The organism is Heyndrickxia sp. FW510-T9 (assembly GCF_058781025.1).
In genome coordinates this window covers 121,208-135,593 of the sequence record NZ_JBYSWK010000004.1, presented here as the reverse complement: position 1 = coordinate 135,593, position 14,386 = coordinate 121,208, and the positions used below count along the sequence as shown (strand labels likewise).

The window sequence follows — 14,386 nt, the reverse complement described above, 5'->3', positions numbered from 1 at the left end:
TGTATTTCGAGACTATTCCTGTCCCTTGTAATATTGATTTTAAACATTTTTGAGGTGAATGTTCGTGTCCGAACGTGTTATAGAAGATTCTTATCAAATCAGTTTGCAAAATATTCGCCATCACTCACAGCATATCCATTTAGGAATGGAAATTCTTCTCATTATTAGAGGAGACATTGAAGTGAAAGTAAATCAAGATTCCTACCATATGACTGAAAATGAAGTTCTACTTATTAATCCCAATCATGTCCACACCATTAACGGGAATAAAGATAATGTCGTCTTATTGTTGCAAATCCCCCTTCATTCGATTGAGCATCTTTATCCGGAGATTTATGAGTGTACCTTCGATTGCTGCTCTTCCAAAGAAGATAATCGGTTATATATTCTTTTTAATCAAATCCGTCAACTATTAGCGGAAATTTTGATAGATCATTATCAAAAAAAGGATGGATATGAACTTGAAATTAATAGCCTAATTTACAAGTTAGTTACGATCCTCATTCGGAATTTTAAAACCACCTATCTTGGCCAGAATAGATTTATGGAAATGAAGGATGAAAGACTGAGAGACATCCTTGTTTTTATTGAAAAAAACTTTCGTAGACCAATATCATTAGAAAAAATCGCGGAACAGCAATATTTATCCATATACTACTTATCGCGCTATTTTAAGCAAGAAGTTGGCGTTAGTTTTTCACAATATATTAAGCAGGTTCGTTTGAAATCAGCTATTCAAGAGCTGCTATATACCGATCATAACATTACACAAGTCTCTCTAAATAATGGTTTTCCAAATGGGAAGGCGTTCAACAAGGCGTTTAAAGAAATGTATAATGAAACACCTGCTGAATATCGAAGTTTACATAAAAAAGAACCGTCCGATTTCCAGGAAGTCAATAATATAAACGAACAATATACATTGGTGACATCACCAGACTTTTTAATCGAACTGAGGAAGTACCTTTCACCGAAGGACCGAAGTGTTGTGATGAATGAATCTGGAGTTTCAACGGTTCATATAAACCTACCGCAAGAGTCCGTTCTTATTCGGAATAAACCACAGCGATTATTAATAATTGGACAGCTGGAATATGCACTAAACGAAGAAGTTCAAAGAGAATTGAAGCTTATTCAGAAGCAGCTTCAATTTGAATATGTTTATTTTACAAACCTATTTTCCGACTCCTTTGCGATTACAGCCCCGTTATTGCGAACAGGAGGGAATTTTTATAAGATTGATGCGTTATTTAGCCAGTTTCAACAACTAGGTTTAGTACCATTTATAAGTGTTGAGTACGAAAAGGAAGTCGTTAGATTCCCACATTATATAGAGATGCTGGATGAATTTTTGCTACACTGTGTCCGTTTTTTTGGAGGCGAATTTGTAGGAAAATGGCAGTTTGAATTGGTTTTCTCAGAGTGGAATCAAACAACCTTTACCTTTTTTCAAGACTTTTATCAAACGGTGAAAAAGAGAACTTCTGCCGCAAAAGTCGGCGTTCATGTGCCATTTTCTTTAGAAAAAGGAATATCTGTCCCTGTTTGTGATTTCTTAAAGCAAATGTCAGATAAATGTGACCTGATTTGCTTTACTTGCAATCCAAATCAACAACTTGACTTTACCAATATGGATAACCGTTCTTTTGAGAGCGTAAAAGATTATATAAAAAAATCCTGTATCGAATTAAAAGCAAAATTGTCTTCAGCTGGCATAGCTAGTACACCAATTTACCTGACAAATTGGAATACCCTTTATGGTAATACAGTAGATTTAAGTGGAAGTTTTTTTCGATCAGCCCTTATTTTTAAAGATACGCTGGACGTGATAAAAGAGATTACTGGTTTAGGGTTTTGGATCGATACCCACTCATTAGAAAAAAATAATATGGATCATGAAAATATTGAAATGAACGGAATTGCCCTGCTTTATTATTATCAAATAAAACGTCCTGCATTTTTTAACGTTCAATTAATGGGAAAAATCGGTCTTGAAATTTTAGCCGAAGGAGACGACTTCGTACTGACGAAGGGCGAACAAGGTTACCATTTGGCTATTTACAATAATTCCTATGTAAATCCTTCTTATTCTGTCGAAAGTTTCTTTTTAAATTCCTTAACGAAAGAAAAGAAAATAGTGATTTCAGGGCTGCCGTCTGGACCTTATCAAATTCGCAAGTACATTCTCGATCGAAATAACGGTGCATTTTATTTTAATTGGCTCCATCTCCGTGATCAGGATATCCATGACCCAGAAATCATTATGTATCTTAAGCAGCGAGCCTATCCAGATTTACAAATTTATGAGGAAAAAGTGGATTCCGAGCTCTATTTACAGTCTACTCTGACGCTAAATGCGATTCATCTCTTTGAAATCAGACCATTAGGTTAAATCTTAATGGTCTTTTTTTGTTGTTTGATTAAGCAAAATAATGAAAAAGGGCAAATAAAGGGTATATTTTCGACAATGTTTGGAATGTCTTCCTTCGCTCTAAAATTTATAATTTGTATAAGAAAACGTTTTCATAATTTATGATTTCGGAGGTGACCTTTATGTCTCTATCACCGGAAATGATTGAGAAACAAAGGGAAGCAATAAATTCATTACCAAAGGCAAAGAAATCTAAAGAAGTTTTGTTAATTGTAGCTTTAATGGCAGGCTACTCCATCATTTATATGGACAAAAATATGATTTCTACTGCCATTATCCCAATTGCCAGCCAATTTCATCTCACAACAAGTCAAACCGGTTTGATGATGAGTTTATTTTTCCTAGGTTATTCAATCATGCAAATACCAGGAGGATCACTTGCAGATAAGATTGGTTATAAAAAAGTATTAATGCTTTCTCTTGCACTAATTACCGTGTTTTCATTGGCCTTTAGCTTTGCCGGAAGCTTACTTGCGTTTATCCTGATTCGTTTCTTTGCAGGTATTGGCCATGCAGGTTATCCACCAAGCGTTTCAAAAGGAGTCGCGGAAAATTTCCCAAAAGAAAGACGAACTTTTGTCCAATCGCTCATATTAGCAACGAGTGGAATTGGCGGGATTCTAGCCTTTGTTATTGGAGCAAGGCTGATTGATTTAAATTGGCACTATGCCTACTACACACTTGCTATTTTCTTTTTCATTTCGCTGCTTTTAGTTACTTTTTTCGCACCAAATATCATTCCACAAGCAAAAACGAAAACAAAACAAGTGAGTTTTCGATCCGTGATAACGAATCGAAATGTGATCATATTATTTATTGCCATGTTGTTTGCAAATATTTGCTTCTATGGGAATATGTCATGGATGCCGACTTTCTTAAAAGCAAAATTTTCACTATCCATCAGTACAGTCGGGATCATCCTAGCAGTTAACGCTATTGGGGGTACAATAGCCTCCGTATTTGCAGGTACATTATTGACAAAATATTTTGCAGGCAAGGAAAAATTATTGATATTGGGCTGTTCCATCATTTCAGCCTTGTTGTTTTTCTGTTTAGTATTCTTACATTCATTGGCACTTTCCATTGCTTCTTTATTTGTGCTTACATTTCTATTAACGACCATCTTTGTAGGCATCTTCTCTTGGCCGCATAAGATTTTGCCCGAGAAAGTTATTGGGGCATCTATAGGAATCGTAAACACTGGAGGAACTCTTGGCGGTTTTGTAGCTCCAATGGCATTCGGTGCATTAATATCTTGGGCAGGCGGATCCTTTACTCTCGTATTTATAAGCTTGTCTATAGCAATAGTAATATGCGGACTCGTTGCCTTGACTGTTCAAACAAAAAAGCAATAGGAGGAGTATAAAATGTTAGATCACTTACTACAAAGATTAGAAGAGAAAAAAGATAGAATGATAGAAATTCGCAGATATCTTCATCAACATCCTGAATTATCTTTTAAAGAAGAGAAAACGGCACAATACATTGCTGATTTTTATAAAGAAAAAGAGGTAAAAGTAAGAACCAATGTTGGCGGATATGGCATCGTAGTAACCATTGAGGGCGGACATCCGGGAAAAACCGTTGCCCTGCGCGCTGATTTTGACGGTCTGCCAATTACGGAAGAGGCGGATTTACCTTTTAAATCAAAAAATCCAGGTGTGATGCATGCCTGTGGTCATGATGGACATACTGCCTATTTAATGATTTTAGCAGAGGCCTTAATCGAAATGAAAGATCAATTAAAAGGAAATGTCGTTATTCTACATCAGCCTGCAGAAGAAACTCCTCCTGGGGGAGCCATTGCTATGATTGAAGATGGATGTTTAGAAGGTGTTGATAATGTTTTTGGTATTCACCTAATGTCGCTTGCGGATACCGGAGAGGTCTACTACCGAGCTGGAGAAATGCAGGCTGGACGCTCCTATTTCAAAGTGAAAATCCAAGGAAAAGGCGGCCATGGTTCGATGCCTCATACAAGTAATGACAGTATCGTTGCGGCAAGTCATTTTGTTGTTGCAGCCCAAACAATTGTTAGCCGCCGAATTAATCCTTTTGATATGGCGACAGTAACAATCGGTTCATTTGACGGCAAGGGATCATTCAATATTATTAAGGATAGTGTCGAACTTGAAGGGGATGTAAGAAGCATGTCTAGTGAAGTTCGCACTAAAGTGGAAACAGAATTCAAGCGAATTTTAGAAGGGATTGCCCAAGAATTTGATATTACCTATGACTTAATTTATTCACATGATTATCCTGTTTTAGTAAATGATAAAGCCATGACAGAGCTCGTTGTAAGAGGGATTGAAAAGGCGGAAATACCTGAAATTAAGGCAGTACTCGAGACACCACCCGCATCAGGATCAGAAGATTTTGCATATTATTTACGAAAGATTCCTGGCAGCTTCTTTTATGTTGGTGCAAAGCCTGCTAATGGTCATGTTTATCCACATCATCATCCAAAATTTGAAATTAATGAGGACAGCCTGATCATCGCTGCGAAAGCAATGGCAGCGGTTGTTGCGGAATACTTTAGACAATAAAAAAGGCGCGGTTCTTATGCATTGTGCATGAGAACCGTTTTCTTTAAGGGAGTGATCATATGTCATTTACAAATTTAAAAGAATTAATCGAGCATGCAGAGCAGGAGCAAAGCCACATTTATGAATTAATGATCCTTACAGAAATCGAACAAAAAGGCTTACCCAGAGAAACGATTATCGAGAAAATGGCGGAACAATTTAGCGTAATGGAAGATGCAGTCCGTAAGGGAACAACAGGCCCTGTTATGTCCCGTACCGGTTTAACAGGAGGAGATGGGCACCGTTTGCATCAATATGCTGAAAAAGGAATTTCCTTTGTTCATCCGACAACATTAGCGGCGGCAGCAAATGCTCTTGCAGTATCAGAAGTAAATGCTGCAATGGGGCGGATTGTGGCGACACCTACCGCGGGTTCAGCAGGAATCTTGCCAGCTGTCCTTGTTCATGCCTTAGACAGCAGGAGATTTACCCGTGAACAAATTGTCCATTCCATGTTCACTGCCTCTGCCCTTGGCTTAGTTATTGCAAATAAAGCATCCATATCAGGGGCTGCCGGCGGCTGTCAGGCTGAAATTGGGTCCGCAACAGCAATGGCCGCCGGAACCTTAACGGAACTTGCCGGTGGAACTCCGAAGCAGGTAGGAAACGCTGTTGGTATTGCATTAAAAAATTCACTTGGGTTGGTTTGTGACCCGGTCGCCGGTCTTGTGGAAATCCCGTGTATCATTCGTAACGGCTTACATGCAATTACGGCCCAAGCAGCCGCAGATATGGCTTTAGCGGGCGTAGTCAGCATTATCCCTCCTGATGAAGTGATCCATGTGATGCATGAGGTCGGACAACAAATGCCAGAATCATTGAGAGAAACGGGAATTGGAGGTCTTGCCGGAACTCCGACAGGCAAAAAAATAACAGAGAAGATTTTCAATGAAAAAACAAGTGACAGCGGACCGGCAAAATACCAAAGCGCCTATGAGATTATCGGCCCTGTAATGGTTGGCCCTTCTAGTTCGCACACTGCCGGGGCTGTTCGAATAGGCAACATTGCCCGCAAACTTCTACATGAAAATCCATTATATGTGAAATTTTCGCTGATGGGGTCTTTTGCTAAAACCTATCAAGGCCATGGCACAGACTTAGCGCTATTAGCAGGTGTTCTTGGGTTAACAACAATGGATGATGGGATTCCAAATGCAAAAGAAATAGCAGAAGAAAATGGCTTACAATACGATTTCACGAAACGAGTGCTTGGGAGCTACCATCCGAATACCGTTCTCGTAGAATTGAAAGGTGCCTCTCGTGCTGTTAAGCTATTAGCCAGTTCGTTAGGTGGCGGGAAGGTAGAAGTACAGGAATTGGATGATTATCCGTTAAAACTTTCTGGGGAGCGACCAACACTTGTGATCCGTCATACCGACCAAAAAGGGTTTATTTCAAAATTATCAGCAGTTCTTTATCAAAACGGGTTAAACCTAGCCCGCATGGCTAATGAACGTTCCAAGATGAATGGTCCGGCAATTACAATTTGTGAAATCGATAATGAAGTAAAAGAAACACTCATATCTTTATTGAAAAAAGAGATTCCGATTATTGAGGAAATTGTCTTGGTTCAAATTAAATAATACACTAGCTCGGCACCACTTAAGCAATACGGACGAGAATGGGTGCAAAAGGAACTGTCATTGTTGGAAAGCTGCTTTCGGAGAACCATATAATTTTATCGCCTGCACACTCTATATTTTTAAAAGTTCAATATTCCTTTTCCATGAAAAAAACCTACTTTTTTGAAAAAGTAGGTTTTATCTTTTATAATTAACTGCGAATCTTATGAATCTCATCCGCTACGAATTGAACATTTGTGCCGACAATCACTTGGATATTTGTAGGTCCGACTACATTGATTCCAGGAACACCTGTGGACTTGATCTTATTTTTATCCACTTTATTCATGTCTTTCACTTCTACTCTTAGACGTGTTACACAGTTATCAACAGATACGACGTTATCGTCTCCGCCCAAGCCTTCATAAATTTTTCCAGCCATGGCAGTAAATCTATTTCCTTTGCTAGTAGCAGTAGCTGCTACTTCTTGTTCCATTACACTTACGCCTTCTTCCATTTCTTCGCCTCTACCAGGAGTCATAAGGTTGAATTTTGTAATGATGAAACGGAATACAAAATAATAGATTACCGCAAATACCAAGCCTTGCACAAGTAACATTAAAGGCATATTTGCAATTGGAATTCTTAAGCTTAACAAAAAGTCAACTAGTCCTGCACTAAATCCAAATCCTGCAGTCCAGTGGAATAGTGCTGCAATAAATAAGGAAAGTCCTGTAAGAATAGCATGCACAACATAAAGTGCTGGAGCTACGAACATGAAAGAAAATTCAAGTGGTTCTGTAACTCCTGTAAAAAATGATGCAAAACCTGCAGCTAACATTAAAGATGCCACTTGTTTTTTGTGTTTTGTTTTAGCAGTATGATACATTGCAAGACCTGCCGCTGGAAGACCAAACATCATTACTGGGAAGAATCCAGCTTGGTACATACCTGTAACACCTTTTGTTCCTTTACTTGCCCAGAAGTTAGTAATATCACTAATTCCCGCAACATCAAACCAAAATACAGAGTTCAATGCATGATGTAATCCAATTGGAATTAATAAACGATTAAAGAATCCATATAACCCGGCACCAAATGCACCTAACTTACTGATTCCTTCTCCAAAGGATACTAATCCTGTATAAACAGGAGGCCATACGAAGAACAAAATAGCAGAAACAACAATCATAGCAACCGCTGACATAATTGGTACGAGACGTTTTCCACTAAAGAACGCTAGGAAATCTGGTAATTGTACTTTACTAAACCGATTGTACATAACGGAAGCAACAATACCCGAAAGAATACCAATAAATGCGTTTTTAATTTTACCAAACGCTGGATCTACATTTCCTGCATCAATATGTTTCAATAATGCCACAGAATCCGTTGAAAGCAACGTTGTTACGACTAGGAAGGCAACCAATCCACTAAGTGCAGCGGACCCATCTCTTTCCTTTGCCATACCTAAAGCAATACCAACGGCAAACAATATTGGAATATTATCAATAATCGAGCTTCCCGCTTTAATTAAAAATGCTGCAAAGGCATTTCCAGAACCCCAACCTGTAGGATCAATCCAATAACCAATACCCATTAGAATCGCAGCAGCTGGTAAAACTGCTACTGGCAGCATTAAAGAGCGGCCAATTCCTTGTAAATATTTCATTACCATTTTTCATTTCCCCCTATTAAATATTTTTTTCTATTAAAAACTAGTAAATTGTCTTTTTTGGAGTTTAGAAGTGTCCACATGATTTTTCCGCACAAACCGAAGTGATAGGTAAGTATAAATTAAAAATAATGTCTAAGTCGCAATAAGTACTTGCTGGTTTGCTAATCTGGAATTCTAAAGCCCGTGGCACCACTCCCTTCAAATATTTTTTAATACTGGCCATTTTAATGTTTTTTGTTGAGCGCTGAACTGATGTGAATTTTCACAAAGCCGCTAAATCAACATTTAACATTCATAGCCTTATAGAAAAAGCTAAATGCTTATTCAACCCACTGCTTTCTTAAGCGCTCAATATGAAGAGTAATATATCCTAATTCATGGTCAGGTAAGCTAATATCATGATTGGAGGATAGTTCCTTTGCTACTTTCTTAGCACATTGGTAGGAAAGTGGAAATTTCCTTTTGATCATATCAAGCATCTCATTGTCCATTGTATGTGCCTCGTCCTGATTCATTCTAGTTAATGCAAATCTTAAATGGGTAATCAGCCGATGATATGATATATCATCTTCCTTTACGTTGATATTCAGATAATGCATTATCGATTTCACAATGTCTCGAATAATCGTTGTTTGAATCAGCGTTTGGCGCATATCCCCACCTTGAATTTTCATTGTATGAATATGGAGGGCGATATAGCCTGCTTCATCCTCAGGCATTTGAATATTACATGCATCCCGGATATATTTTAAAGCCCAAAGACCGATTTCATATTCCTTTTTGTACAAGATTTTGATTTCATGCAAGAGCTTGTTTTTTAATTGCAGACCTTGAGCTTCCCTTTCAATGGCATAGGATAAATGGTCGGTTAATGCGATATGTATGTGCTCATTTAACTTCGTACCCAAGTATTCTTCTGCATAGGAAATCACTTTTTCCGAGATGATAAAATGCTCTTCCGGAATTCGGCTTAGGAGTTGCTGAAGCTTTGCGTTCTCTTTCATTACGAATAGCTTCTCAATCTTTTTTGTATTTACGATATCATTTCTCCTCTTACCGAAAGCAATCCCAGACCCAACAGCAATTTTCTCCTGTAAACCATCCATCACGAAGACAGCATTATTGTTCAGAACCTTCGTTATCTTCATCCGAAGCCCCATCTCCTTGTTTTCACTATAGGCTCTTTTCTTAAACTATTTTGATTTTGTAAAAGAAAATCTTATAAATCTCTTTAATCTCCTTAGGAAAAGATGTCCCGAAACTAATTCTGATTTAGGATTTAAAACAAATTACGAAAAGCAAAAATGTATTCGAAAATAGCTTCACTATATTAAAAGTGTATCACTTTCCGGATGCTGTAATCATAACTGTCTGACCTTGTATGCCTTTTTTCTCCTCTGTGAACGAGAACTGTTTATTTCCTTCCCCACTATTCGTAATCACGATTGGTGTTACCGTACTTTTCGCATTTTTTCCGATAAAATCCCAATCAACCTCAATTAATAGTTGACCCACGGAAACCTTATCTCCTTCTTTTACTGCAACGGTAAAACCTTCTCCTTTTAACGCAACTGTTTCCAAACCTATATGGATAAGAATTTCTGTTCCATCCTTAGCAAGAATTCCAACCGCATGCTTTGTCGGTGCAACTTGGATAATGGTACCCTCAACCGGAGAATGAATCCCTCCATGTGATGGTAAAATAGCAATCCCTTCCCCCATCATTTTTTGACTAAATACAGGATCTGGAACCTCTTCAATTGGAAGAATATCACCATTAACAGGTGCAATTATTTCTAGTGATGTTTTTTTAAAAAGATTTGCAAACATTTATATAGGACTCCTTTATTACATTTTTTACAACAAAAAAAGGCATAGCGGTATAGAGAAGGGGATGACAATTGATCCTTCTAATTACCACCATGCCTGATCGTATCAGTAACATGTGATGCACTATTAAAGTATTAGGTACATACTATCACGAAATTATTTTGAATTCAAGTGAAAACGTTAACATTTTTGTCACAAATTATTCCTATTTTGTCAGCACCTCTTATATTCCATCAACCAACAATCTCGAAGCTCCCCTTCATGCATTTCGTGTTTCGGGAGAAATTTTACTTTTTTCATTCCGCATTTTTCGTAGCAGGTAATAGCACGCTCATTCCAGCTTTGTGGGTCCATCACTACTCTATCGGCCCCTTTTTCCTTCACTAGAAATTCAATAATGGATGTTACAAGATGCTTTCCAATTCCTTTGCCCCAATAATTGACTTCCCCAATGAATTGATCCGTACCATATATAGTTTCATTTGTACTAGCATATCCGTACTCTTCTTTCTCATCCTCTTCCAACGGGTAAAATTGAATGTAGCCAATTTCTACATTCTCGTATTCTATGATACAACCTATTACATTATTATTCTCTCGATTATAGAAATGCTTTGTAACCATTTCCATATCATGAGGCTGGTCTCTTCCTTCATAATATTCAAGCACTTGAGGATCAGTAAGCCACTTGACTAGCTTTTCTTTATCCCTTTCCATAAGCTCTCTTACAAGTAATGCATCCTTTTGAAATATCATATGTTTTCTCCTCTATTTCTTAATGAATAATAAATTCCTCTATTTCATACAAAACTCCTTCTATTATATAAAAAAGGAAATTTGTGGTTTAAAAGAGAATAATAATACCAATAAAATATTTTAGGAGTCGATATATATGCCCTACATTTTTATAGCACTTATAATTGTAGTAATTGGGTTTAGTTTATATAAAATGTTGAAAAAGAAAAGCTTACCTTCCAATCAATACACGCCATATGACAATAATACACTTGGCAAAAAAATCGACGTGAAGCATATTGAGCAACTTCAAGACACAAAACACACCATTGAATATGAAGAAAAGCAAGGTAATTAGCTCAGAATTTGAAGAGCTGCCTTCACTATATCTTTCATAGAATCTGCATCCGGGAAGCCATTTTTGATAATTTGAATAGGACCAGCTGAATAAGCAAGGTGCAAATGAAGCTTGTAAAACAACATCCTTTTCGGATCAAGTTCATCATTCCGTATATAAAGATAATTCTCACCAAAACGAAACTCCAAAAACGCATGTTCATATTCAATATCAAAAAACTTGCATCCCTCAATATCTATGAGAATGGGGTTTCCCTTTGAATCAACTCTTATATGGTCTGGTCCTAATTCTCCATGAATTATTCCGTATCTTTTTCGTGGACTCACATCTTTATATAATTTCATTAATTTTTTGATTAGCCGTTCTTTGTTTTCCGCTATACTTGGAACATGTTCTTCCAAATAGTCTATATCCTCTAAGCTTTCCTTTAACATGATTTGTTCGCATGATACAGTTTGATCTACCATTCTTTCTGCAGTGTATAGTGGACCATATAGCCTAGCATGGTGAGCATGCATTTGTCGCAGCATTTTATCTAGCTTGCGCAAAACAGCTAGTTTCTGTTCCGGATTAGCGCTAATAAACTCAGTTAAATCAATATTTCCGACATCCTCTACTATGGCAAAGTCATAAGGAAAATTCGTCTTTGTCCTATCCATGTAATAAACCTCCGGAACCCGAGCACCGATTCTCTTTAAATAATTTGCATTATACTGAAATAATTCAGCCCCATATGATTCCGACTCTGGGTTTGCTTGATGCGCTAAAACAAAGTTTTTCGACCAATCCCAAACATACAAAATACAAGTAAAACCATCATCCCCCGTTACTCTGTAAACTACCTTTTGAGCTCCTCCATGTAGTTGTTCGATGGATTCCACCTTGCAGTCCTCTTTAAAAATCATTCTCCATAATTTTATCATTTCATGTAATCCAATATGCACCTTTCTTCCCTCCTACCTGTTATACTGCCATAATATAGAGGAAAATTAAGAAAATATAGACTTATTTTTCATCTTTTGTTATGATGTTGAATGAAGTCTAGGTATATGAACTCAAAATATTAATACTGATAATAACGCACAAATGATGAATCCATTGTGCATTTTTTATATCCTAAATAAGAATCCATTAATGAATAAAGGATGTGTGATATATGAACAACCTTACAAAAATGATGATTTCAAAACCAACACATGACGTATACGAGGCATTTGTTGATCCTTCTAAAATCAAAAATTTTTGGTGGTCATCTAGCTCTGAAAGATGGGAAACAGGAAAGACCATTACTCTTACATATGAAGAATATAACGCAGAATTACAAATAAAAATTACAGAGGCTGTGCAAGATAAAAAAATCGTTTTCCTATGGGGACCAGTTGGAGCAGAAAACGTGGTTACCATCTCGCTAAAAGAGGTAGACCCTTCCACAACTATTATTGAAGTAAACGAAGAAGGCTTTAAGGATGATGATCCGGAGCTGATTTATCAAATGATCGACAATAAAGAAGGCTGGGTTTACATGTTGACTTGTTTAAAAGGATATTTAGAGTACGGTGCAAATAATTTACGTGGCGGGTTAGTAAAGGAGTAAATTTTAAAAAAGAGCCAAGTGGCTCTTTTTTTCGTTTTGGAAATTATAATTTATCCCTTTGGATATCCTTTTTTTAAAATGTCTATGTCTAGCGGGTTTTAACTCATTTCATAAAACACCCATGGAGAAATTTCTCCGCCCATTTTTTTATAGAGCGATTGCGCTGCCACATTATCCTTTGCCGTCTCCCATATCATGGAGCAAAAGTCGTTTTCTCGAATGTAGTGCAGACATGCTTGGAAAAGCTTCTCTCCTACTTTTTTTCCTCTAATATTAGCTCTAACAAATAAATCGTTTAGGACAGCCTGCTTTTTTACTCGTAAAGTACTAAATGTAAAATATAATGTGGCAAAGCCTATCAACCTTCCCTCTAACTCTGCAACAAATTGCAGTCCGCTAACGGGATTTTTTAATAAATGCTCTATTAAGTCTTTTAACTCATCTTCATTCGGCTTTTGTTGTTTATAAAAATCTACGATGTATTCCATCATTAAGTCGTAAAGTCCGAGGATGTCTTGATTACAAGCTTTTCTAATCAATACTTCTTGACTCATTATTTATTCCTCCTATTTTCCTTAGGTGGTATAAATTGCACAGTTCAATCTTGCATGAGTTGGATATACCACTGAAGATCCCTTTTTACAGGTCATCGAAAGGATAATCACCAACTCAGATGTCGCTACTTTTTCATTTAACCTAAAAATCAATCATTGCACCTCGTTCATCAAACACAGATGATGGGTTCCAGGCAATCTCCCAAAGATTGTTTTCAGGATCAGCAAAATAGGCTGTTCTACCACCCCAAAAAGCATCGCTAGGCTCACGCAAAACCTTCCCTTTTGCTTGTCTAACTACATTCATCACTGTATCCACATGATCAGGTTTATCAACATTAATAGCTAGTGTGATTCGAGAGTATTCTTGTGAATTGGACAAATCAACTCCTGCATCTTTCGCTAGTTCATCGATTGGGAATAACGAAAGAAGAACCCCTGCTGTTTTAAATACAGCATAATTATCAGTACTAACACTCGTTTCCTCCCAACCTAATTCTTTATAAAAAGAGCGTAATAATGGCAAATTAATGGCACCGATTGTAATTAAGCTTACACGTTGCGGAATCATATAATCCTCCTTTATTAATAGTCCTTGTTTTCAGATGCTTCTACTTAACTTATCTTTAACGCCTTTTGAATCGCCCAGGATTGATGTTCATGAATTAGTTTTTCCATTGCCACCGATATTTCAACCATCTCAAAAACATGGTCTTCTTCAATAGGATCCATCCGTTTCTCTCCTAATTGGCATTTATAGAAATGCCCAATACTAAGGTAATAGGTCTCATAATATTGAGAAAAGAAGTATTGCTGTGCTTCTCCTACGAATTCATTAATTTTAATTTCATGCCCCAGCTCTTCAAACATTTCTCGTCTGAGGCAATCCGCATCGCTCTCATTCACTTCTATTCCTCCACCAGGAAGAAAATAGCGATCTTTAATTTTTACAATGCCTACTTTTGTGTTATCATCGTTAAAAATAATTCCGTAACACCCTACTCTTGGTTGATAATCAATCAAATCTTCTTTTTTTCCAAAAGTTAATATTGCAGACAT

At 37.1% G+C, this 14,386-nt stretch carries 14 protein-coding genes; 6 read left to right on the top strand and 8 right to left on the bottom strand.

Going from position 1 to position 14,386, the window contains the following annotated elements; all coding sequences use genetic code 11:
- Positions 1 to 64 precede the first annotated feature (64 nt).
- The 4 genes from AC3WJF_RS03805 (at position 65) to sdaAA (ending at position 6,599) form a co-directional block, all read left to right on the top strand.
- On the top strand, positions 65 to 2,392 hold the full coding sequence (locus AC3WJF_RS03805; RefSeq protein WP_492449773.1) for a helix-turn-helix domain-containing protein: 2,328 nt from the start codon (positions 65 to 67) through the stop codon (positions 2,390 to 2,392).
- A 161-nt stretch (positions 2,393 to 2,553) separates the two neighbouring features.
- Positions 2,554 to 3,786, top strand: coding sequence for an MFS transporter (locus tag AC3WJF_RS03800; protein ID WP_492449772.1), 1,233 nt, complete (start codon positions 2,554 to 2,556; stop codon positions 3,784 to 3,786).
- A 12-nt stretch (positions 3,787 to 3,798) separates the two neighbouring features.
- Positions 3,799 to 4,977 (top strand): M20 family metallopeptidase, encoded by a 1,179-nt coding sequence (locus AC3WJF_RS03795; protein WP_492449771.1) that lies wholly within the window; start codon positions 3,799 to 3,801, stop codon positions 4,975 to 4,977.
- Positions 4,978 to 5,036: 59 nt separating this feature from the next.
- Positions 5,037 to 6,599 carry an L-serine ammonia-lyase, iron-sulfur-dependent, subunit alpha gene (gene sdaAA / locus AC3WJF_RS03790; RefSeq protein ID WP_492449770.1) on the top strand — a complete coding sequence of 521 codons (1,563 nt, stop codon included), beginning with the start codon at positions 5,037 to 5,039 and terminating at the stop codon, positions 6,597 to 6,599.
- A 190-nt stretch (positions 6,600 to 6,789) separates the two neighbouring features.
- On the opposite strand, the gene nagE is transcribed toward sdaAA, so the two are convergent.
- From nagE to AC3WJF_RS03770, 4 genes are all read right to left on the bottom strand, one after another.
- Complete coding sequence (gene nagE, locus AC3WJF_RS03785) at positions 6,790 to 8,256, bottom strand: N-acetylglucosamine-specific PTS transporter subunit IIBC (protein WP_492449769.1); 1,467 nt, start codon at positions 8,254 to 8,256, stop codon at positions 6,790 to 6,792.
- A 320-nt stretch (positions 8,257 to 8,576) separates the two neighbouring features.
- Positions 8,577 to 9,404, bottom strand: a complete 828-nt coding sequence (locus AC3WJF_RS03780) for a PRD domain-containing protein (RefSeq protein WP_492449768.1) — start codon at positions 9,402 to 9,404, stop codon at positions 8,577 to 8,579.
- 193 nt (positions 9,405 to 9,597) lie between these two features.
- Positions 9,598 to 10,086 carry a PTS sugar transporter subunit IIA gene (locus AC3WJF_RS03775; protein WP_492449767.1) on the bottom strand — a complete coding sequence of 163 codons (489 nt, stop codon included), beginning with the start codon at positions 10,084 to 10,086 and terminating at the stop codon, positions 9,598 to 9,600.
- Between the two features lie 213 nt (positions 10,087 to 10,299).
- Positions 10,300 to 10,842, bottom strand: coding sequence for a GNAT family N-acetyltransferase (locus tag AC3WJF_RS03770; protein WP_492449766.1), 543 nt, complete (start codon positions 10,840 to 10,842; stop codon positions 10,300 to 10,302).
- 136 nt (positions 10,843 to 10,978) lie between these two features.
- On the opposite strand from AC3WJF_RS03770, the gene AC3WJF_RS03765 reads away from it, so the two are divergent.
- On the top strand, positions 10,979 to 11,179 hold the full coding sequence (locus AC3WJF_RS03765; RefSeq protein ID WP_492449765.1) for a DUF3951 domain-containing protein: 201 nt from the start codon (positions 10,979 to 10,981) through the stop codon (positions 11,177 to 11,179).
- Here the strand turns inward: AC3WJF_RS03765 and AC3WJF_RS03760 are convergent.
- On the bottom strand, positions 11,176 to 12,123 hold the full coding sequence (locus AC3WJF_RS03760; protein WP_492449764.1) for a phosphotransferase family protein: 948 nt from the start codon (positions 12,121 to 12,123) through the stop codon (positions 11,176 to 11,178). The genes AC3WJF_RS03765 and AC3WJF_RS03760 overlap by 4 nt on opposite strands.
- Before the next feature lie 212 nt (positions 12,124 to 12,335).
- Between AC3WJF_RS03760 and AC3WJF_RS03755 the strand changes: the two genes are divergently transcribed.
- Positions 12,336 to 12,773, top strand: a complete 438-nt coding sequence (locus AC3WJF_RS03755; RefSeq protein ID WP_492449763.1) for an SRPBCC family protein — start codon at positions 12,336 to 12,338, stop codon at positions 12,771 to 12,773.
- 98 nt (positions 12,774 to 12,871) lie between these two features.
- On the opposite strand, the gene AC3WJF_RS03750 is transcribed toward AC3WJF_RS03755, so the two are convergent.
- The 3 genes from AC3WJF_RS03750 to AC3WJF_RS03740 all read right to left on the bottom strand — a co-directional run bounded on the left by AC3WJF_RS03750 (position 12,872) and on the right by AC3WJF_RS03740 (position 14,386).
- Positions 12,872 to 13,327 (bottom strand): GNAT family N-acetyltransferase, encoded by a 456-nt coding sequence (locus AC3WJF_RS03750; RefSeq protein ID WP_492449762.1) that lies wholly within the window; start codon positions 13,325 to 13,327, stop codon positions 12,872 to 12,874.
- Between the two features lie 142 nt (positions 13,328 to 13,469).
- Positions 13,470 to 13,898 (bottom strand): VOC family protein, encoded by a 429-nt coding sequence (locus AC3WJF_RS03745; RefSeq protein WP_492449761.1) that lies wholly within the window; start codon positions 13,896 to 13,898, stop codon positions 13,470 to 13,472.
- Between the two features lie 44 nt (positions 13,899 to 13,942).
- The gene (locus AC3WJF_RS03740; RefSeq protein ID WP_492449760.1) at positions 13,943 to 14,386 is read right to left on the bottom strand and encodes an NUDIX hydrolase; all 444 of its coding nucleotides are present in this window, start codon (positions 14,384 to 14,386) and stop codon (positions 13,943 to 13,945) included.